The organism is Cellvibrio sp. PSBB023 (assembly GCF_002007605.1).
Classification (GTDB): domain Bacteria; phylum Pseudomonadota; class Gammaproteobacteria; order Pseudomonadales; family Cellvibrionaceae; genus Cellvibrio.
The window spans coordinates 657,642-679,099 of the sequence record NZ_CP019799.1 but is presented as its reverse complement, the minus strand read 5'-3'; the positions used below and the strand labels follow the sequence as shown (position 1 = coordinate 679,099).

Here is a 21,458-nt window from a genome sequence, read left to right as displayed (position 1 = left end):
GATTTCACATCCTGTGAGACGGGTGAAGCAGGATTTTACCCCTCTTACCTCACCCTAGTCGCTATGGAAAAACCCATGAATCTCCTCAGCCAGCTTTTGACTGATGCCGTTGACGCGGGCAAGGTCATTGATGCTGGCATTTTGTATTTCATGCAGGCCACCAAAGTGACGAAGCAATTCGCGACGGCGCGTTGCACCTATGCCGGGAATGTCTTCCAGGGTCGATGTTTTGCGTTTTTTGTCGCGACGCTGCTTATGCCCGGTAATAGCAAAGCGATGGGATTCGTCGCGGATATGCTGGATCAAGTGCAGCGCAGGGGAATCTCCCGGCAGGACAATCTCGTCGCCGGTTTCACCATCGAACAGGGTTTCAAATCCGGCTTTGCGGGTTGTTCCCTTGGCTACACCAATCAGTTGTACGCCCTGCACGCCTAGTTCACCTAGCACCTCAATTGCCTTACCGAGCTGCCCTTTGCCACCGTCAATTAACAAAATGTCCGGCAGCTTGCCTTCGCCATTTTGCAGGCGGGTATAGCGCCGCGTTAGCGCCTGCTCCATAGCGGCATAATCATCGCCGGGTGTAATGCCGTCTATATTGAAACGACGATAATCTGACTTGAGGGGACCATTAGTATCAAACACCACACAGCTGGCTACGGTTAATTCACCGCTGCTGTGGCTGATATCAAAACATTCCATCCGCTGGGGTGTTTCATCCAATCCCAATGCCTCCTGCAAGGCAACAAACCTATCCAGCGAACTCTTTTTATTATTGATATGGGCAACCAGGTTTTGCTGCGCGGCCGTTGTTGCCATTTGCAGCCATTGGGTGCGATGACGTCGCACCTGGTGATTGATAAATACCTGCCGCCCTGCTGACTGTTGCAACGCCGCGCTGATTACATCCACCTCATCCAATGGTTGGCTCACAATGATTTCGCGCGGGATTTCACGCCCGGCGCTTGCCAGATAAAACTGGGGGATAAACTCCGCGAGAATATCTGCCGGGGTTTCTGCAAGCGTGGCCGCCGGGTAAAAACTGCGACTGCCCAATATCCTGCCCTGACGCACAAACAAAATATGCACACAAATGGCGGCGGCGCGCATCTCGGCGGCAATAATATCGATATCGCCATTACCCTCTTCAATTACCTGCTGGGACTGCACAGTGCGCAAAGCGGTGATTTGATCGCGGTAAGCGGCCGCCTTTTCAAATTGCAATTGCTGTGCGGCCACATCCATTTGATCCGCCAGCTCGCTCAGCAACTTATCGCTATTACCCGTTAAAAAGAGCCGGGTGTGATGCAGGTCTTTTTGGTAATCCTCGGGGAGATGAAATCCACACAGGGGGCGGTGCAGCGCTTGATTTGGTATTGCAAGCAAGGCCGTGTACGATTTTTAAATACACTGTCCTCGCACTGACGCGTGCGAAATGTTTTTTGTAAAAAATTCAGGCTTTCTTTCACCGCACCCACATTGGGAAAGGGGCCGTAATAGTCGCCGCGCTTTTTTTTGGCGCCGCGATGAAAGGATATGCGCGGGTAATCCTCGCCGCTGGAAATAAAAATATAGGGGTAGGATTTATCGTCACGCAGCAAAATATTGTAAGGCGGGCGATTGGATTTAATGAGGTTCTGTTCAAGAATCAGCGCCTCAGTTTCACTCGCAGTGACTGTCACCTCGATACGTGCAATCCGCGCTACCAGTGCCTGGGTTTTGGGCGTTAATCCGGTTTTACGAAAATAGCTGGACAGGCGCGCCTTAAGATTTTTGGCTTTGCCTACGTACAAAATGCCACCATCGGCACCAAACATTTGATAAATGCCCGGCTGCTGGGTGGTATTGGCTAAAAAACGGGAATGATCAAAAAGATCGGCGCACTCTTGCGTCATCGGAACACTATCTGCCAAAACGACTGCTCAGGGGAAGGAAACAGCAGCCGTTTACACGACTGCTTCCGGGTCAAGAAGATTGTGCTTTACCGCCAACAAGGTCAATTCAACATCGCTGTTGATGGAGAGCTTTTCAAAAATGCGGTAACGGTAAGAATTGACTGTTTTCGGGCTGACACAAAAGGTATTGGCTATATCATTTACCTTTTGACCATTGGCAATCAGCATCGCCGTTTGCAGTTCACGCTGGGAGAGCTTTTCAAACGGTGACTCCTGATTATTGGCGCCCGAGAAAGTCCGTAACGCCAGTTGCTGCGCAATGGAATTACTCATATAGAGATCACCGCGAATCACCTTATTAATGGCATCGGTGATTTCGGTAAATTCAGCGCCCTTGGTGACGTAGCCCACTGCCCCCGCCTGCATCAATCGAGTCGGGTAAAGGTCATCGTCACACGCGGTAACGGCAATAATTTTAATCACCGGATTCACGGTCAGTAGTTTTTTGGTTGCTTCAAGGCCGCCCATGCCGGGCATTTTTACATCCATCAACACAACGTCAGGCTTCAATATGCGCGCCTTGGTTACGGCCTCTTCACCACTCTTGGCATCCCCAACCACTTGATAGCCTTCTACGTCGGCTAACATACGCACTATCCCCATGCGAACTAGATCGTGATCATCGACTACGAGAATCTTTGTCAAACTAGCCCCCAATCCGAAACCGGACCCTTTAACAATTGTTTTTATAAAGCGGCATGAATACTCAGGGTTTTTACTGCCACATTTTTATCGATTGTAGTGAGACTCTGAGCAAACTACCACTATTTAATGGCAGGTTTGTGCTTTCTTAAATACCAATAATCGCTTTTTAAGGCGTTTAATTTGTCTTTTAGTTATGAAGACTAAATGATCCATGAAGAAATAGCGCAATAATCGACCAGAGGAATGATAGATGGCGAGTCATTGCGGCTGCTAAATATCAAGGATAAATCCGCGGCTCCATTTCCAACACCACGCCAAATTGTTCAGCTACCGACTGCTGAATGTATTCGGCCAAGGCCAGTACAGTGGCACCCGATGCTTTTGCTGGGTTAGTCAGTACCAGCGCTTGCTGCGCGTGAACCTGCGCACCGGCAGCGGCTTTACCACGCCAGCCAGCGCGATCAATCAGCCAGCCAGCCGCCAGTTTTACGCGGTGGCTATCCACTGGATAACTCACTATGTCTGGAAAGTTCGCACGCAACACATGCAGTTGTTCGCTACTGATGATGGGGTTTTTAAAGAAGCTGCCAACATTGGGGATAATCGCCGGGTCTGGCAGCTTGGATTGACGAATCGCAATAACCGCATCGCTCACCGCTTGTGGTGTTACAGTTTCGATATCCCGTAATGCATCGCGCAATGCCGGGTAAGACAAGTTTACATGCGCCGTTTTATTCAGCCGGAAAGTCACCGAGGTAATGACGTATTGATCCTTAAGTGATTGCTTGAAAATACTGTCGCGATAACCAAACTGGCAGCTTTCATTAGTGAAATTCACCACAATGCCTGAGCGAATTTCAAGCGCACTCAATTCGGTAATAAGCTCTTTCACTTCTACGCCATAGGCGCCGATATTTTGAATCGGTGCTGCACCAACACTACCAGGAATGAGCGATAAATTTTCCAAACCATAAAGCGCATTATCCAGGGTGTATTGCACCAGCTGATGCCAATTTTCACCGGCTGCCACTTTTAACCATACATGGTCATCGGTTTCGGCAACCACTTCTTTACCCTGGGATTTAAGCTGGATAACAACGCCGGGAAAATCGTCGCGCAACACAATATTACTGCCGCCACCAAGCAGTAGTAACGGACAGTTTTCCGTGCGCGCAAATGCTAACGCTTCGCGCAGCTCATCGTCGTTATGCACGGCGACAAAATAATCCGCCACTGCAGGAACAGCGAGGGTATTGAGCTTTTGTAAATTAAAATGGGGTAAAAAAAGTGGCACAGCCTTATCACCTTAAACACAGAAATTGCGGGGCATACAAACCCGATCAGTAGAGACGCTGGCGAATATGATTCAGTAAACCTTGCGCGGCGTCTTCGACCAAATCCAGTACCAGTTCAAAACCATCGCTGCCGCCATAGTAAGGATCTGGCACTTCGCGATAATCGCCTCGAGAACCAAACTCCAAAAACAAGCCTAAATGACCAGTAAAATGCGCAGGTTTGAGGCGCTGTAAATCCGCCAGATTGGCATCATCCATCGCCAGTACATAATCAAACTCATCAAAGTCGCGCGCATTAACTTGGCGCGCGCGCAATACCGACAGATCGTAACCGCGTTTGCGTGCGGCTGCGACAGTGCGAGTATCAGGCGCTTTACCCACATGCCAATCGCCCGTGCCCGCCGAGTCGACAATAATTTTTTGATCCAACCGCGCATTCGCCACTAACTCGCGAAAGATGCCATCGGCGGTAGGAGAACGACAAATATTTCCCAAACACACAAATAAAACATTGGTCATAGGTCAGTACCAGATCTCGATTAAGCTTCCAATAAGGCTTTTACGCGCACCAAATCTGCTTCGGTGTCTACACCGCCGGGCACCGCAGCGCAGGCCTCGGCAATATGAATCGCTTCACCGTTTGCCAACACACGCAATTGCTCCAGGGATTCAATTTTTTCCAGTTGCGCCTGGGGCCAGGTAATAAAGCGATTTAACAGCGCCACACGATAGGCATAGATACCAATATGGCGCTGGGCGGGGAAATCCTGCGGCAAACTAGTTACATCTGCCTGCGCAAAGTGATCGCGCGCCCAAGGAATAGGCGCACGACTAAAATACAGCGCTTTACCCGCGTGATCAGCAACGACTTTTACAATATTCGGGTTGCGAAAATCTTCCAGCGAATGGATGGGCTCGCTCAAGGTGGCCATGCTGGCAAAACGGTTGTTGGCGATATTTTCTGCGACCTGATTAATCACTGCCGGTGGAATCAGCGGCTCATCGCCTTGCACGTTTACAACAATGTCGTCATCGTTTAACTGTAGTTGCGCGACCACTTCTTGCAGGCGATCTGTACCTGAATTGTGCGCAGCAGAGGTCATGCATACGCGAGCACCAAAAGCCTTGGCAACCGCTTCAATACGCGCATCATCAGTTGCAATCACCACCTCAGTGGCGGCACTTTCGCAGGCGCGCTCGTACACATGTTGAATCATGGGTTTGCCTGCGATTTCCTTTAAAGGTTTGGCAGGCAAACGGGTTGAAGCGTAGCGAGCGGGAATAACAACATAAAAACGCATAGCAGGATTCCACTGTCTGAATAAAAAATTACACCCCGAAACGGGATTTTTTCTGTTCCATTACCCGTTCGATACGCTGCGCAAAAGCCGACCAGAAGGCATCGGACAAACACGCGTTAATCGTCAGGTAATACCAATCGGGTTGGGCAAAAGCTTTGCATTTAACGGCATCCTTTTCCGTCATGACCAGCGGCCACTGATTGGCAAACGCAAAGTCGCTGGCGGTATAGGCATGGTGATCGGGGAAAGCGTGCAATTGCGCAGTTATGCCAGATTCCGCCAGAGTGTTGATGAACCGCTGCGGGTTGCCAATACCGGCAACGGCATTCACCGATTGCGCCGCGAGTAACGACACATCATGAGCTGCACCCGTACTCAGATTGACCAGCGCATGGGGTTGAATCTGCATGGGAATAAAGTACAGGTCGGCCAACCCCGGCACAGCAAAATCCGCTGAGGGCGAGTTCACGATTACCCAGTCCACTGTCGCCAAACGACTGATGGGTTCACGCAAGGGGCCAACTGGCAGGCGCCAGCCATTGCCAAGGCCACGCTGCCCATCAACCACGGCGATTTCAATATCGCGTCCTAAACGATAATGCTGCAAACCATCATCGCTCAGCAGCAGGTCGCAGCCCTGATCCTCCAACATACGCGCAGCAGCCAGACGATCCGGCCCCACGCATACCGCACAGCCTGTTTGTTGGTAGATGGTAACCGGCTCATCGCCCGCTTGGGCTGCAGTACTCTGGGCACTGAGCAAATAAGGATAGGTTTCTGCGCGGCCACCGTAACCACGGCTGACCACACCGGGGGTATAACCCTGCGCCTGCAACCATTTAACCAGCGCAATCAATAAAGGCGTTTTGCCCGTGCCGCCCACAGAGATATTACCCACCACAATCACCGGTGTTGCCAGCGTTTTTTGTTGCCAGCGAAGCAAAGCATAACGGCGCACCGCCGACGCCAGAACAAACAACCAATTCAGTGGCAACAGCCAAAAACTCCAACGCCTTGTGCCATACCAAGCAGCTTGCCAGCTATCGGCTTTGGCAGTGCGCGGGTGGGCGGCGGATGGATGGGTGGGCGGAGAGGAGTGCACGGTAAGAACCTATCAACCTGTATCGCAGAAATGGAAAGGGCTTTTGCATGGTGAATACAAAAGCCCTGCGGGATTGCCTGGCATTAGTGAAAAACCAGCGCGAATTGTAACTGAGTTACTAGTCTTTTTCAGGTTCCGGCTGGCGTGTGGTGATGCTCAAGCGCGCAAAGCCCAATTGACCAGCCACATCCATGGCTTGAACAACCGCTTGATGCGGAGTTTTTGCATCGGCAGTAATGACCAGCGGCAGTTGATTATCGCCTTCAGCCGTTTTTTCCAGCGCCGATTTGAGGGTTGCCCCTTTATTATTCACCAGCGCCAAGCCATTGACCGAGTAGCTGCCGTCGCTGTTAATCAGAATTTCAATCTGTTTTGGCAATTCACTACTCTGCTCACCCACGGCTTCCGGCAGGTCCACACTCAGGTGCGTCTCTTTAGTGAAGGTGGTTGATACCATGAAGAAAATCAACAGCAGGAACACCACATCAATCAATGGTGTCAGGTTGATGCCTTCATCTTCCGTTTTTTGGCGACGAAATTTCACGTTGCGACCCCGCGCCCTTAAACCAGTTTCACATCGACACGACGATCGCTGTGCAATGCATCAACCAGTTTGATTGCCTCTTCTTCCATGGTCACAACAATGGAGTCGATACGGCGCTGGAAAAAGCGATGTGCAATCATGGCAGGAATAGCCACCATCAAACCGGCGGCTGTTGTGTAGAGCGCAACAGAAATACCACCCGCGAGTACCCCGGTGTTGCCAGAGCCCTGAATCATGATGGCATTAAATACCTGAATCATGCCGAACACCGTACCCAGTAGCCCCATCAAGGGAGCAACATTGGCAATGGTGCCGAGAATATTAACGTAGCGTTCCAAGTCGTGGATGACCTGACTGGCGGCTTCTTGTACCGAGTCTTTCATCACTTCGCGTCCGTGTTTGGAGTTGCTCAAACCTGCTGCAAGAATTTGCCCGAGGGGTGAGGATTGTTTGAGTTCGCGCAATTTGGTGGCATCCAGCTGGTTGTTTTTAATCCAGCTCCAGACTTGTGCCAACAAGGTTTTAGGGGCGATTTTGGCAGGGTTAAGTGTCCAATAACGCTCGGCACTGATTGCAATCACAATTAAGGAACAGGCCAGAATAGGCCACATCAAAATACCGCCAGCCAGAAATATCTCAACCACAGAAACCGTCCTCTTTATTATCCAAACCCAATGAGCCCCTGGCTCCAAGTGCGGCGTACATTACCACAAGATCCTGCCCTTGCCATGGGGGCCGGGCTAATAGACGTTAAATGTGTGAAGAAGTTTTGAGCGATGCAAAATAATTTTTGTGCTGCCCAATGATTGCTAAACGCCGGGTTTGCGTATGAAGCGCAAACACTTGGGGATACACCATGCGCACAGCAATTTACTGGTTTCGCTACGATTTACGCCTGCAGGATAACCCCGGCTGGAGCCATTTGGTCGCCAATAATGATCGCGTAATTGGGGTTTATGTATTGCCCGAGCGCTGGCTGCACCCATGGCGCTATCAACAGAAAAGCCTGGGGATTTATCGCCAGTATTTTTTAGTGGAATCGCTGCAACAATTGCGACAACAACTGCGCGTCCAAGGTAGCGATTTGATTGTGGTGGTGGGCGATCCAGCCAGAGTATTAGCCGAGCTAATTGAGCAGTGGGACATTGGCACCATCGCCACAGGCGAACACCCCGGCAGCGACGAACAGCAGGATGTAAAACGCCTGCGTGAGTTAATTGATATCCCACTGCGCTGCGATGAAAACTTCACCTTGTTTGATCGCGTTGAGCTGCCCTTTGCCCTGGCAGATTTGCCGATGGTTTTCTCCACATTTCGCAAACAGGTCGAAGCTCGTCCTTGCACCATCCCACTGCCTCCCGCCCCGGCGTTACGCCAGCCGCTGCATATTGTGGACTCACCCTGCGAATTGGATCAGTGGGTGGGGATTATGCAAGCGCAGCAGTTAGTACAGCCCATGGATCAGCGCCGTCTGCCCTTTCAGGGCGGCAGCGCCGCAGGGCTGGCGCAACTGCACTATTTTTTGGGCGAGCAGCAACTGCTTGGTAACTACAAAAATACCCGCAATGGTTTGGACGGCTGGGATTTTTCCTCCAAATTATCCCCTTGGTTGGCACTGGGTTGTATTTCCGCCCGGCAAGTGGCCCATGCTATTAAAGGCTACGAACAACAATACGGTGCAAATGAATCCACCTACTGGCTTTATTTTGAATTGCTCTGGCGCGAGTATTTTCAGTGGCTGGCGTTTCGTGCAGGCAAAACACTGTTTTCCTTGCGCGGCATACAAAATAAAAATCCCTTGTTGAGTTTTTACCCCGAGGCGTTTGCCGCCTGGTGCGCGGGGAATACGGGCAATGCCTTTGTGGATGCGTTTATGCGACAACTGGCGGCCACGGGTTGGATGAGCAACCGCGGTCGACAAATTGTGGCGAGCTACCTGATTAATCAACTGGGTGTGGATTGGCGTTACGGTGCTGCCTGGTTTGAACAACAACTGATCGACTACGACTGCGCCGCCAATTGGGGCAACTGGCAATATCTGGCGGGCGTAGGCACCGATCCCCGTGGGCGACGGGAATTTAATATCCAAAAACAGCGCGACACCTATGATCCTGAAGGCGCGTTTATCCGCCGCTGGTGCGAACCTGAGCGCAAATAACGGATCGCCCATCCACTGAAAAGCCTTATACTGGCGACCTTGTTAACTAACGCAATGGTATTACTGTGAGCACAACTCCCAACGACACGCCCCCTTCTTACAACGCCAGCACAAACACTTCGGACGCTGATCGCAGTGCATTTATCGACTGGCTGACGGCTCAAACGGTTGCAGAGCTGCAAGCTGCACGCGATAACGAAACCGCGCTGCATCAAGCGGTAAAAAACTACGTCAAGCATGCCCTGGCTGCTGAATTGGCGTTTGAAGATATCGAAGAAATTCTCGGTATTAATGAACCCTGTATTATGGATTTGGCTGAATTATCCGAAGCGGATGAAGAGGCAGTTGTCGATGCGTTTGAAGACTTGTGCAATGGCTAATATCGTGACTTTATCGCCCTGGCAACAGCAGTCATCCGCACAAGGCACCGCCTACCTTAATTGTTTTAATGGATATGACCAGCCTGCCCTCAAGCGCGCACTGGAAAATTGTGCAGCTAAAGCCGTAAGCCTGCTGGATACTGCGATTGACGATGATTCGCTCTACTTGTTGTTCGAGTGGAACCCGCTGGCGGCAGAACTGCAGGTTGTGGTTACCGATGCAACCAAGCAGCGCGACAGTGCGCACACCATACAGGCACAATTCCCCGATCTACGTGCGCAGTTGCATCCAGCAGAGAGCGGCAACAGCGCATCCATTGATGCATTGAATGAAACTGTCAAATTTTTACTGAGCGATTTTTTAGCGAGTTACAGCCCGTTTTTCAGCTACTCGTTGGTGGCCATTTTCCACGGCAGTTCACGCGCCGAGACCCAATTGCTTTAAACCCGACACGACGAGGGAAAACACCGGGGCAATCGCACCGGCTTGCTGATTCTCGGCTATAGTGTCGGGTATGGTTTTGAGTGCTGACCTTTCCTTTGCTGAAATGCTGGAGCATGGCTATGAACCCTTATCATCAAAGTTTGATTTTGATTGGCATGCCCGGTGCTGGCAAAAGCACCTTGGGGTTACTGCTGGCGAAAAGCCTTGCGAAGGATTTTGTCGATACCGATTTGCTGATTCAACTTGAACACCGCAAAACCCTGCAGGATATTCTGCACCAACAAGGTTACCTGGCGCTGCGCGAGCAGGAGGAAAAAGTCCTGCTCAATGCCCACTACCCCAACCATGTCATTGCTACCGGTGGCAGTGCGGTATATAGCGAAGTCGCTATGCATCACCTGAAACAATTTGGCCCGATTGTATTTTTGGATGTTGCCCTGAATGAGCTGGAACAGCGTATCCACAATATGGATAACCGCGGCATCGCCCGCCCGGCCCATCAAGGTTTTGACGAAGTATTTGCCGAGCGGCGCCCGCTGTATATGCGCTACGCCGATATAGTGATTGACTGCACCGGAAAACCGATTGAGACACTGGTGGATGAAATTATTTGCCAGGAAGCCAACGCCTTTACCACTGAGGATGCCTGAGCGAGCCTTAAAATAATTCTACGCGGCTGTCCTGCTCAGGCTGATCCTGTGCAACCTGCTCTTGCTTATCCAACAACAGCGATACAGCCTCCAACTCTTGCACTAAACTGCGGAAATACTCCTCAACAACTGAGGTTGCTTCTTGTAACGACTCCAGTGACTCAAGTGCTTTCTCCGATAACCCCAGCAGTGCCGATTCTTGCTGCATATTCAAATCAAACCCTGTTGCGATCATGCGTAGCGAATCCGACAACTCCGTCATAATTTCTTTGACGGCATTGCGATTATCACGGGATGACATTTCCAGTAGCATCATGACGGTACGGGTATTGTCCTGCTGTGTTTTTAACAACGAATTCACTTTCAAGGTTTTTGCGCGCGCCTCGGCAATAGACACCAAATGCGCTAACACATCCCGCAGCCGACCATAGCGTTCCTCCTCGTGCACCGGTGCATCGGTGACCAATAGTTGTAAATGCTCAAAGCTGAATAATAAAAATCGCCCTTGGGACACAATGCGCGCATTGGATTCGGAGGCAAAATTCAGTAACCGCAAATAAGACGCTGATATATGCGGAGGGAACAGACGCACATCCTGATCAAAAATAAACTGCACCACACCGCTAACCCCCAGATCACTCAAACAAGAGTGGATCAACTGCGCCAGTCGCTCCATCTCCATAATGTCTTGCACTTTTTCGGCAAAGATAGCTACCGTTCCCATTTCGGATGCTGAAGACATGGCCGTAAATGCAATAGAGGAAAAGTTTTTTAATTCCTGCTGCAAGGCATTTAACGCGAGCTTGTCGTCGTATACTTTGCGCAGCACCAAATCATAATCTGCCGGATTCATTGCACTGGAAACATAGGCATCTATGCCCAAGGCGCCCAATTGCTCGTGCGCATTATCCTGATGATGGTGCGCCAGCAACCCGATTTTGGGTAAATGACCGGGTATGGATTCCAGCCACCCCTCCGCTAATCCGGCACCCGCCACCACCACCAGAAGTGCTGCCCGCGAGCAGAGATCGCTAAATTCAGAGACAGTGGTAACGGGCACGCGGTAAACGGCGGCATCGCCGACCAGCTCATCCTGCGTATTAATGATCATTTGCTGATCGGGCACCCGGTAACACTGGGCGGGATTTCCTATTAACCACACGGCATCCATAACATCGTCCTCGACAAAATCACGCTACGCGCTCAACCCGCGCAATGACTAAAATATAGTCAAGAATTGGCGTACCTTTGAAATATTTCGTGAATAACCCAGTGTACAAAGCCTAAAAGGTGAAATTTGAACGCCATCAGCGTAGAGTTGCAGCCCGTCGATGATCTTCGAGAGTCCTTATGGAAAACAGTATTGAGCACAACAACGATACCAACCAAGACGCCCACCACGAAGAACCCGCATTGCTAAATGCCATTGAAGCCCGTGTACTAGGCGCCCTGATGGAAAAACAGCTAACCACGCCCGACCAATACCCATTGACGTTAAACAGCCTGCTGCTGGCCTGTAACCAGAAAACCAGCCGCGAGCCTATTAGCAATTACGAAAGCGGTCAGGTGCAGCGCTGCGTCAGTGAACTACAGGACCGCCAATTGCTCAGTGTGGATTATGGCAACCGCGCCGCGCGTTACGACCAGCGCCTGACCCGCGTACTGAGTGTGGATAAAGCCACTCAGGCTATTTTGACCGTACTGCTCCTGCGCGGCCCGCAAACGGTGGCCGAGATTCTCACCCGCACCCAGCGCATGGTGGAGTTTAGCGGCCATCAGGCACTGGAAGAAAAACTGCAACAACTCTGCGCCAAAACCAAACCCCACGTGGTACACATTCCGCGTCAGGCCGGACAGCGCGAAGATCGCTACATGCACCTACTGTGCGGCGCACCAGATTTAGCTGCCATTGCCGCCATGCAAAATAGTGCAGTAAGCGGTAGCCGCAGCGGCCACGAAGAACACAGCGCGCAGCTGGAACAACACAAACAGTTGGAACAAAAAGTACAGCAACTGGAAAGCCGTGTTGAATTATTGGAAAAACAAGTCGCCACGCTGATGGAATTAAATGGCGTGAGTAATGATGACCTGACGTAATCAGGTTGCATCCCATCGCTGTAACACTCTTTTTTGATTGTGATTAAGTAAAGGTAAAACCATGACCGTTGTAAGTACGAAAAAAGCACCACAGCGCAGTAAACGTTTGCGCAAAAAATTATTTCAAGACGAATTTGCTACCTTCGGCTTTGAATTGGAATGTGAATTTAAAAGCGATTTGAGCGAAGAGACTATTAGCGAATTTGTGGATAGCTTTTTTATCGATGCCATCAATGCCGAAGGTCTGGTATTTGGCGGCGGCTTATCCAGCAAACGCTTGTCCGGTTTTATCGGTTCAGCCAAACGCTACGGCTCTGCTACAGAAGCAGACAAGGCCAAACTGCATGCTTGGTTAGTGGCCCAGCCTCAAGTTGCCAAGGTTGAGTTGAGTGAAATTATTGATGCGAATTACTACGCGTAAATAGCACTTCGCACAGTATAAAAAAAGCCCGCACAATGTTAGTTGTGCGGGCTTTTTATTGCAGATTAATTGCAGGCCTAATTAGAGCACAGGCAAACTAATCACAGAAATAGAACCAACTGGATCATAGGAGTAATCATCCTTTGCTTCACCTTCATCGGCGGTGAGAATAAATTTTCCATCCGGTGAAAAGGTGAGCATATCGGGCAAAGCACCCACTTTGGCAATACCGAGCAGTGTGTAGTTAGTGGTATCAAACACCACCACAGTGCCCTGTTGGGTTTTATCGACGGCTTGCAGTGCACCTGCCACTTTGCCATTGCTGACAGCAACACTGTTAATACCGCCGCCGTAGGGGCTGAGGTCAATGGTCGTCAGCAGTGACAGTGCCGCTGGATTAGCCAGATCCAATACTTCAATGCGTGAATTAGCCAGCAGCTCGCCATTGTTCAGAACAAACAATCGTTTGGTGATGGGATCATAGGCGCTGATTTCTGCTGCAGCAGTACCACCTTCCAGCACTAATCGTGATGCAAAACTAAAATCGCCATTAGCATCGCTTTGATACACGGTCACGTTGCCACTGTCCTCATTGGAGACGACCAGTAAGGGATTACCATTCGGACTATCTGCCGCGCTGATAAACAAAATACCTTCGGGTGCATCATCACCTTGCGTAATGAGCATTTGGCTGAATTGAATATTACCAAGGTCGGTGATGTCGTAAACCGCTACGGCATCGGCGCGTTCAAGACCAACAAATACAAAGCGCTTGGAACCTATTACACCGACAGTCAAGTTTTCTGGCTCAACACCTTTGGCATCGCTGCGATCATCCGGATAAACACCGGCCGCGTTAGCCTGCACTTCCAAATCATTTCCGCTGTCATAAACCTGCGCCCCCGTCGTGCCATTCCAGATACTGAATGAACGCGCACCAAAGCTCAGCAATGTGCTGTACAGGGTTTCTGCCGTTGGGGATGCTGCAAATTGGGTGACGACCAAACGCCCCAGGTTTTCATTCTTTTTTAACTCGCTGGCAGTGGGAAAATCTGATTCATCCAAAGTGATGTCGGACACTTTTACGCCTTCGACAAAATTGGTGTAGTAATCGCGTACATCGCCTTCGTTAGCGGTAATCACATAATCCATACCACCGTCATTAAAAGTTGCAATGCCATCGGGCTGATAGATGCCAAACACATTCGGGCGGGCGGCAAATTCAATTTTATTATCCCGGTCACTTGGATCAATTTCATTGCCTGCTGCACCATAATCTTTAAAACCCAGCGGGAAAATGTGAGTGATCGCCGGTGTGCCATCCAAATTAATGCGCGCAATACCATTGTTTTCTTGCAGGGTCACCCAAGCTGTTTTTGAATCGGCGGCGACAGCAATATATTCCGGCTCTACATCTTTGGCTAAATCGGCATTCAAGCCAAATACACGGAAACCGCTATTTTCCAAGGTGGTTTCATCGTTATTGAAGGCAGAAAAATTCATGGTAGTGACCGTTAAATTCATTGCCGGGGTCATAAAGTTTTTCAAACCGGGAGATGCATAGAGTTGGGTAGCGGTACCGTCACCCAAAGCGATCAGCTCACCGCCATCAGGAAAGCGACCATAAGCATTCACATGAAAATTGCCGTAGCTCACACGGTCAATAATCGCTTCAAAACGGATCAAGGTAATCGTTTCATTTTTTCCAATACCAAATCCACCTGTGCTATTTAAAACAGCGTCTGCAGGGGCATTGGTTGGCAAACTTGCGTCAACTGCCACATCCGGCAATAACACCAGGAAACCGTGGCCGGGAATGGTCGTGCCGCCGGGAATTGGCATTGCGGTATTTTCGCTATCACTTAATGCCCACTCCCCTTCAGCAAATACATAAGGTTGGGATGATTTGTTGTAGAGTTCGACATAATCAAAATCAATATCCGCACGACCTTTGGATACGACTTCATTGATGACTATATCGCTTTGCGTCGCAGGTGGATTCACAACTGGCAAGGCGTTAATCGTACCGGGGGTGGCCACCAATGCCTCGGTTTGATCGTGCCATTCACCCCCATCGGGCAAACGGCCAAAGGTATTGACATGACTGCCTGCTGCCCAGCCTTTTTCATCAATAATCTCGCCTTTGTAGGTCAGCAGTGCGGTATCACCGCGCCCCAATCCGAATTCACCGGCACCGCCTATCAGGGTATTGGTCGGCGCACCAAAAGGTACGGCAGTTTGGTCTACCGCAACCAACAAAAAGCCATGGGCAGTAATGACTGTACCCGCCGGAATAACTATACCGGGTACTTTGTCTTCGCTAAAACCTTTCAGGTCATTCACCGCCCACTCATTGGCGGCAAAGGTGTAATCGGTATTACTGGCGTTGTAAATTTCAATGTAGTCATAACCACCGCCGTCGGAGCGCATTTCATTCAGCACCAGCGCGGGCAATGCCACAGACGAAACGGATGATGAGCTGCTGCTCTCACTCAGCGCAGAAGAACTTTGCGCAGAACTTGTTGTAGAACTTGTAACGGTAGAACTACTGCTTGCTGAGGAGGGAGTATCAGCAGAAGATACACTGCTGGATAAGGACACACTGCTTGAGCTATTTGAACTGCTTGAGCCAAGGGATGAACTGTTGAATGAATTATTGCCATCGCCACCGCAGGCCGCCAGCGTAAAGGATACAGCAGTAAGCGCCGCCCAGCGTGGCAATTGTTGGATGAGTGTCATAATGTGCGCTCTCATGTAAAGACGATCTTATGTCGTAAATAAACGTTTTTTGGAGCGCCCAAGCTTAGGGTTGCAAGATGACAGACACACAACAAATAGATGACAATTTGATGGCAAAACGCAGTTAATGACACGCAGCAGGTGCCAGATAAAAATGACAAAACAAGTGGTATTGGTTTATGACAAGGAGTGCCCCGCGTGCGACAACTATTGCCGCCTGGTGCGTATTCGTGAAGATATTGGCGACTTGGTATTGGTGGATGCGCGCGAACCCGGCCCGATTCTGGATGAGATTACCGCGCTGGGTTGGGATATAGATCAGGGCATGGTATTAAAATTGGAGCAGCAACTTTATTACGGCTCCGATGCAATTCATATGCTGTCGTTACTGGGCACTCGCTCGGGGGTATTTAATCGTTTGAACTATTGGCTGTTTAAATCCAAACGATTAAGCCATCTGCTCTACCCCATACTGCGCACACTGCGTAATCTTTTATTAAAGTTGTTGGGTAAAACCAAAATTAATAATTTGGGCTTGGCTGACAACGACAGGTTTTAACAATATCAACCCTGCAACGCAGGCATCACAAATGGCAACAGGGTTAAGCTGGCGACAAAAATAATCGCCACAACAAGGGCGATAAAACGCAACGGCTGGGCGCAAAAAAGTTGCCACACATTGGGCGCCTCGCCCGCCTCCACCAAGCGCGCATAATTTTCCTGCTGCCGCTGGTTGCGCTCTTGTTGATAGGCCAACAATAACTCGCGCGCGCGCGCTTCCTGTTCTGCATCGGCAAGCCAAATAGCATCCAGCCCGACACGAAAGAAGCCGGCATCGGTTTCGTAAAAACGAATCGCTTCACGGGTCAATAGCTCGCGAATTTCTTGCGCTTCATCATCGGGAACCTGTGCGAGTTTAAACAGTAGTTTGGCCATGGGAATTCATCCGTCTTATTGCATTTTTTTGGCGTTGGTGCCGACAGCCGCCAAGGATACCAGTTATTGCCAGGCCTTCGCCAAATTGCCCTTGTCTGTTTTAAATCAAGCCCTGCTGGACATAAAGCACTAGACTCAGGATTCTACTGACAATACTGAGATGAGACCTGCGGAGGGACTGTTATGAAAATTGCCGTATTCAGCACCAAACCCTACGATCGCGATTTTTTAAACCGCGCCAACCATGCCTTACCCAACCCCCACGAATTGATTTTTCACGAGGTGCAACTCAATGCCAACTCGGCCCTGCTGGCGCAGGATTGCCAGGTGGTTTGCTGTTTTGTGAATGATCACCTGGATGCCGGGGTATTACAGCAACTCGCATCTCTTGGCATAAAACTGATTGCCCTGCGCTGTGCAGGCTTTAATCAGGTGGATTTGGTCGCTGCCAAAAAATGGGGATTGCTGGTTGCGCGTGTTGCGGAGTATTCACCCCATGCGGTGGCGGAGCATGCGCTGGGGTTGATACTGATGCTTAACCGCAATTTGCACCGCGCTTACCATCGCACACGCGAAAACGATTATTCACTCAATGGCCTGCTGGGATTTGATATGGTGAATAAAACGGTAGCGGTGATTGGCACCGGTAAAATCGGTGAGGTATTTGCCACTATTGTGCGCGGCCTTGGCTGTAAAGTGATTGCGCATGATCCACAACCCAACCCCGCACTGGTCGCCGCAGGCGTGCCCTTTGTTCCACTCGCAGAGCTTTGGCCACAAGCCGATATTATTTCCCTGCACTGTCCACTCAACAGCCATACCCACCATTTAATTAATCGCGACAGCATTGCCACCATGAAAGATGGTGTGATGCTCATCAACACCGGTCGCGGTGGTTTGATCGACACTCGCGCGGTCATAAGCGGTTTAAAAAGTAAAAAAATCGGTTATTTAGGCTTGGATGTTTACGAAGAGGAAGGCGATTTATTCTTTGAAGACAATTCCAATCGCCTGCTGCAAGACGATGTATTCGCACGCCTGCTCACCTTCCCCAATGTGGTGGTCACCGGGCATCAGGCGTTTTTCACCCGCGAAGCGCTGGCGGCAATCGCGCGTGTTACCTTTGAGAATATTGATCACTTTGAGCAGGGTGAGCTGGATCAGGTATGTTTAGTTAACTAGCGCTGTTTGTATCAGGAGCCTTGCCCTATGCCAAACCTTGAGCGTCAACTTCCCCCTGCGCTAGCGATACTGCATGAGCTGGCGGCCGATTTGCAGTGGAGCTGGAATCATTCCGGCGACGCCCTGTGGCACCAGCTCAACCCCGCCGTATGGGAGAGCACCGGCAACCCGGTCAGCGTCTTGCAATTCACCAGTAATCAACGCTTGCAACAACTGGCACAGGATCAAGGCTTTCTCACGCATCTGGCACGATTGGTTGACGAGCGCCGCCGCTATCTGGACGAGCCCGGCTGGTATCAGCGTCATTACACTCAGGCAACATCACCCGGACCGCTCAAGGGCATCGCTTATTTCAGTATGGAATTCGGGGTGTGCGATGCCTTACCCCTTTACGCCGGTGGGCTGGGTATTCTGGCCGGTGACTACATGAAAACCGCGAGCGATTTGGGTGTGCCGCTGGTTGGCGTGGGGCTGTTGTATCAGGAAGGCTACTTTCGCCAGAGTTTTGATGAGCAAGGCTGGCAGGAGCAAACCTACTTGTTCAATGACCCCGGTAGCCTGCCGTTAACCCCCTTGCTGGATAAAGATGGCAGTTGGCTGGATGTGACCACCAGTTTTCTCTGTCGCGATGTGCTGTTCCGGGTGTGGGTAGCACAGGTTGGCCGGGTGAAGCTTTACCTGCTGGATAGCAATCACCCCTGCAACCAACCACGTGACCGGGGAATCACCAGCCAGCTCTACGGCGGTGGCACCGAGCTGCGCCTGGTACAAGAGATCGCCCTGGGTATTGGTGGTTGGCGGCTGCTGGAGCAGTTGGGATTGGAGATTGATATTTGCCATCTCAATGAAGGCCACGCCGCCTTTGCCACTCTGGAGCGAATTCGCGCCCACTGTGTTAAGCACAAGGTAGATTTCTGGCAGGCACTCTGGGCTACTCGCAGTGGCAATTTGTTTACCACCCATACTCCTGTCGCCGCCGGGTTTGATCGCTACCCGGAAAGCCTGTTGCATCGCTATGCAGGCGAAGCAGCCCTGGAAATGGGCGTCACCATGGAAGACATTCTCGCCCTGGGCCGTGCCAACCCCAAGGATGACAGTGAAGCATTCAACATGGCCTACCTCGCCATGCGCACCTGTGCACACAGCAATGGGGTTAGCGAACTGCACGGTCAGGTGAGCCAGCGTATTTTTCAGCCGCTCTTTCCCCGTTGGCCGGAGCGGCAAGTACCCCTTGGCTATGTGACCAACGGCGTACATATACCCAGTTGGGCGGCCGATGAAACCGATACCCTGTGGAGCGAGGTGTTTGGCCCGCATCCCTGGCAGGATGACCGTGTTTTCCAACACCCCGAACAGTGGCAGGCGGTGAGCGACCATCGCCTGTGGCAGCTGACCTCTAATAGCCGGGCGCGCCTGGTGGAATACGCGCGTCAGCGCTATCGCCGCCAGTGGCGTCATGAGTCCAACCAACTCGATTGCAGCCTGCCCAACGTGCATCCACTGGACCCCAATATTCTCACCCTGGGTTTTGCCCGCCGTTTTGCCGAGTACAAGCGCCCCGACCTGCTACTCCACGACCCCGACCGTTTGGCGCGCCTGCTGTGCAACAGCCGCTACCCGGTACAACTTCTGGTCGCAGGAAAAGCACACCCCGCCGATGAACAAGGCAAAGCCAAACTGCAGCGTTGGCAGGAGTTTATGCAGCGCGAAGACGTGGCAAAGCATCTGGTTTTTATCGAGGATTACGACATCACCCTCGCCCGCTACCTGGTACAGGGAGTGGATGTATGGATCAACAACCCACGCCGCCCCTGGGAGGCCTGTGGCACCAGCGGAATGAAAGTACTGGCCAATGGCGGGCTTAACCTCTCCTCGCTCGATGGCTGGTGGGCAGAGGCCTATACACCCGATTGCGGCTGGGCATTGGGCGATGGCGGCGAATATGGCCCCGAACAGGATGCCGCCGACGCTGAGCAACTCTACCAACTGCTGGAACAACAGATTGCCCCCTGTTTTTACACACGGGACGCGGAAGATATTCCCCACCAATGGCTGCAACGCATTCGCACCAGCATGGCGCAACTGACACCACGCTTTAGCACCAATCGCATGCTGCAGGATTATCTGGAACGCTACTATTTACCCGCCGCACGGCAGTATCAGCAGCGTCTAGCCAATCAGGGCGCACTAGCGCGGGAATTGCGCCAATGGGAGCAGCATTTGGCACGCCATTGGCATGAGATTCATCTTGGAAAGTTGATCATTACCGAGAAGGCAGGCACCTGCTTCGCCGAAGTGCAGGTCTATTTAGGGGGTATAGCCCCGGAGACGGTAGCCATAGAAGTGATTGCCGATCCTGTTGCCGGGCATGGTGCTGAGTGCATCGCGCTGGAACTGGCCTACCCGCTCACCGGCGCCGTCAATGCCTACCACTATCAGGGTAGCCTGCCGCTGTATCGCCCAATAAGTGATTGGAGCCTGCGTGCCATCGCCCGTCACCCGCAGGCGCAAGTACCGGCAGAGAATCCCCTTATTTGCTGGGCTGACTAGGTAAAATGGCGCAATACACCGTGTCATGAGCTATAAACGTAATAGATGGGTATGATCACTATATAAGCAAACCGCGTATCAGGATCAGGCGGTGACCGTGAGTCAACTACCAGGAGCAGTCTGTGTCACTCGTTAAATTGATTGGATATTCCCTTGCGCTGACGCTGGGCTATAGCCTTGGTTGTACAGCCGAGGCGCCAAAACAACAACCACAAACCCTGTGTATCGCCACCGGAGAATTCGCTCCCTGGGCAGGAAAACAGCTCCCTGACGACGGTCACGTCAATCACATTATTCGGGAAGCGTTTGCCGCCCAAGGTGTAGCCGTGAAATTCGTCTATCTGCCGTGGAAACGTGCATTTGAAGAAGCGCGATTGGGCAAGTTTGACGCAACAAGCTACTGGTACGACAACACCGAACGTCGTGAGGCCATGCTGTTTAGCGAGCCAGTAGTGGTTAATCGCACCGTATTTTTCCAGCGCGCCAATACCGATGCTATCCACTGGAAAGGGTTCGATGACCTTAGTCACTATCGCATGAGTGCCACACTTGGCTTTACTTATACCGAAGACTTTTATCGCGCCGTTGATTCCCAGGTAATCAACCCGATCATGGTGCCCTCGGATATCCAGAACATAAAACTGCTCATGGCAGACCGGGTGGATCTGTTTGCGACAGATGAAATGTCAGGCTTTTACATGGCCGCACAATTGAGTATCGACCCGCGCAAACTCAAGGTCATAGAGCCGCCACTGAGTTCACCCAAAGGCTATTTGCTCGCCAGCAAAACCCACCCAAATGCCCAATGGCTGATTACCACCTTCAACACCGGGTTACAAAAACTCAAAGCCAGCGGCGCCTACCAGAAAATATTGGACCGGGTGGATAACAACAGTTTTTACAACCCGACTGTCAGCCTGCGCAACACCAATAAACCCGCTCAACCTGCCAAGTAAAATCCAAGCCCGGGAACAGTACAAAACACCATATTACCTGGCTGGATTTACAAATCCTCACTAACAAGACCGCCTCCTGCACCGGTATAGTGCGCTGCCGTCTGT

General features: G+C 51.2%; 20 protein-coding genes and 1 pseudogene. 10 read left to right on the top strand and 11 right to left on the bottom strand.

Annotated features, from left to right (window positions below):
* Positions 1 to 54: 54 nt before the first annotated feature.
* The 8 genes and pseudogenes from uvrC to B0D95_RS02990 form a co-directional block, all read right to left on the bottom strand.
* A pseudogene (gene uvrC, locus B0D95_RS03025) lies at positions 55 to 1,892 on the bottom strand (excinuclease ABC subunit UvrC).
* 51 nt (positions 1,893 to 1,943) lie between these two features.
* Positions 1,944 to 2,597 (bottom strand): response regulator, encoded by a 654-nt coding sequence (locus B0D95_RS03020; protein ID WP_078042517.1) that lies wholly within the window; start codon positions 2,595 to 2,597, stop codon positions 1,944 to 1,946.
* Between the two features lie 277 nt (positions 2,598 to 2,874).
* Positions 2,875 to 3,891, bottom strand: coding sequence for a UDP-N-acetylmuramate dehydrogenase (gene murB / locus B0D95_RS03015; RefSeq protein ID WP_078042516.1), 1,017 nt, complete (start codon positions 3,889 to 3,891; stop codon positions 2,875 to 2,877).
* 46 nt (positions 3,892 to 3,937) lie between these two features.
* Positions 3,938 to 4,411, bottom strand: a complete 474-nt coding sequence (locus B0D95_RS03010; protein ID WP_078042515.1) for a low molecular weight protein-tyrosine-phosphatase — start codon at positions 4,409 to 4,411, stop codon at positions 3,938 to 3,940.
* A gap of 20 nt (positions 4,412 to 4,431) precedes the next feature.
* Positions 4,432 to 5,193: a 3-deoxy-manno-octulosonate cytidylyltransferase gene (kdsB, locus tag B0D95_RS03005; protein ID WP_078042514.1), complete on the bottom strand. Its 762-nt coding sequence runs from the start codon at positions 5,191 to 5,193 to the stop codon at positions 4,432 to 4,434.
* A gap of 28 nt (positions 5,194 to 5,221) precedes the next feature.
* Positions 5,222 to 6,295: a tetraacyldisaccharide 4'-kinase gene (gene lpxK, locus B0D95_RS03000; protein WP_078042513.1), complete on the bottom strand. Its 1,074-nt coding sequence runs from the start codon at positions 6,293 to 6,295 to the stop codon at positions 5,222 to 5,224.
* A gap of 118 nt (positions 6,296 to 6,413) precedes the next feature.
* On the bottom strand, positions 6,414 to 6,839 hold the full coding sequence (locus tag B0D95_RS02995; protein WP_078042512.1) for a biopolymer transporter ExbD: 426 nt from the start codon (positions 6,837 to 6,839) through the stop codon (positions 6,414 to 6,416).
* 17 nt (positions 6,840 to 6,856) lie between these two features.
* Positions 6,857 to 7,483 carry a MotA/TolQ/ExbB proton channel family protein gene (locus tag B0D95_RS02990; protein WP_078042511.1) on the bottom strand — a complete coding sequence of 209 codons (627 nt, stop codon included), beginning with the start codon at positions 7,481 to 7,483 and terminating at the stop codon, positions 6,857 to 6,859.
* 212 nt (positions 7,484 to 7,695) lie between these two features.
* Between B0D95_RS02990 and B0D95_RS02985 the strand changes: the two genes are divergently transcribed.
* The 4 genes from B0D95_RS02985 (at position 7,696) to B0D95_RS02970 (ending at position 10,472) form a co-directional block, all read left to right on the top strand.
* Entirely contained in the window at positions 7,696 to 8,997 is a 1,302-nt protein-coding gene (locus B0D95_RS02985; protein WP_078042510.1) for a DASH family cryptochrome, read from the top strand.
* A gap of 65 nt (positions 8,998 to 9,062) precedes the next feature.
* Positions 9,063 to 9,377 carry a hypothetical protein gene (locus B0D95_RS02980; protein ID WP_078042509.1) on the top strand — a complete coding sequence of 105 codons (315 nt, stop codon included), beginning with the start codon at positions 9,063 to 9,065 and terminating at the stop codon, positions 9,375 to 9,377.
* The gene (locus B0D95_RS02975; RefSeq protein WP_078042508.1) at positions 9,370 to 9,822 is read left to right on the top strand and encodes a hypothetical protein; all 453 of its coding nucleotides are present in this window, start codon (positions 9,370 to 9,372) and stop codon (positions 9,820 to 9,822) included. The genes B0D95_RS02980 and B0D95_RS02975 overlap by 8 nt, the downstream gene beginning before the upstream one ends.
* Before the next feature lie 119 nt (positions 9,823 to 9,941).
* Positions 9,942 to 10,472 carry a shikimate kinase gene (locus tag B0D95_RS02970; RefSeq protein WP_078042507.1) on the top strand — a complete coding sequence of 177 codons (531 nt, stop codon included), beginning with the start codon at positions 9,942 to 9,944 and terminating at the stop codon, positions 10,470 to 10,472.
* Positions 10,473 to 10,479: 7 nt separating this feature from the next.
* Here B0D95_RS02970 and B0D95_RS02965 read toward each other — a convergent pair whose 3' ends face one another.
* A complete protein-coding gene (locus B0D95_RS02965) occupies positions 10,480 to 11,643 on the bottom strand; it encodes a hypothetical protein (RefSeq protein WP_078042506.1) in 1,164 nt (387 codons plus the stop codon).
* Between the two features lie 179 nt (positions 11,644 to 11,822).
* On the opposite strand from B0D95_RS02965, the gene B0D95_RS02960 reads away from it, so the two are divergent.
* Positions 11,823 to 12,569 (top strand): YceH family protein, encoded by a 747-nt coding sequence (locus B0D95_RS02960; RefSeq protein ID WP_078042505.1) that lies wholly within the window; start codon positions 11,823 to 11,825, stop codon positions 12,567 to 12,569.
* A 61-nt stretch (positions 12,570 to 12,630) separates the two neighbouring features.
* A complete protein-coding gene (locus tag B0D95_RS02955) occupies positions 12,631 to 12,990 on the top strand; it encodes a YggL family protein (protein WP_078042504.1) in 360 nt (119 codons plus the stop codon).
* Between the two features lie 81 nt (positions 12,991 to 13,071).
* Here the strand turns inward: B0D95_RS02955 and B0D95_RS02950 are convergent, their stop codons facing one another.
* Complete coding sequence (locus tag B0D95_RS02950; protein ID WP_078042503.1) at positions 13,072 to 15,729, bottom strand: choice-of-anchor I family protein; 2,658 nt, start codon at positions 15,727 to 15,729, stop codon at positions 13,072 to 13,074.
* 154 nt (positions 15,730 to 15,883) lie between these two features.
* On the opposite strand from B0D95_RS02950, the gene B0D95_RS02945 reads away from it, so the two are divergent.
* Entirely contained in the window at positions 15,884 to 16,288 is a 405-nt protein-coding gene (locus tag B0D95_RS02945; protein WP_078042502.1) for a DCC1-like thiol-disulfide oxidoreductase family protein, read from the top strand.
* A gap of 5 nt (positions 16,289 to 16,293) precedes the next feature.
* On the opposite strand, the gene B0D95_RS02940 is transcribed toward B0D95_RS02945, so the two are convergent.
* Positions 16,294 to 16,665: a DUF6164 family protein gene (locus B0D95_RS02940; RefSeq protein WP_078042501.1), complete on the bottom strand. Its 372-nt coding sequence runs from the start codon at positions 16,663 to 16,665 to the stop codon at positions 16,294 to 16,296.
* 183 nt (positions 16,666 to 16,848) lie between these two features.
* Between B0D95_RS02940 and B0D95_RS02935 the strand changes: the two genes are divergently transcribed.
* The 3 genes from B0D95_RS02935 (at position 16,849) to B0D95_RS02925 (ending at position 21,353) form a co-directional block, all read left to right on the top strand.
* Positions 16,849 to 17,847 carry a 2-hydroxyacid dehydrogenase gene (locus B0D95_RS02935; protein WP_078042500.1) on the top strand — a complete coding sequence of 333 codons (999 nt, stop codon included), beginning with the start codon at positions 16,849 to 16,851 and terminating at the stop codon, positions 17,845 to 17,847.
* A 27-nt stretch (positions 17,848 to 17,874) separates the two neighbouring features.
* Positions 17,875 to 20,397: an alpha-glucan family phosphorylase gene (gene glgP / locus B0D95_RS02930; RefSeq protein ID WP_078042499.1), complete on the top strand. Its 2,523-nt coding sequence runs from the start codon at positions 17,875 to 17,877 to the stop codon at positions 20,395 to 20,397.
* Positions 20,398 to 20,519: 122 nt separating this feature from the next.
* On the top strand, positions 20,520 to 21,353 hold the full coding sequence (locus tag B0D95_RS02925) for an ABC transporter substrate-binding protein (protein WP_078042498.1): 834 nt from the start codon (positions 20,520 to 20,522) through the stop codon (positions 21,351 to 21,353).
* Positions 21,354 to 21,458: the final 105 nt, after the last annotated feature.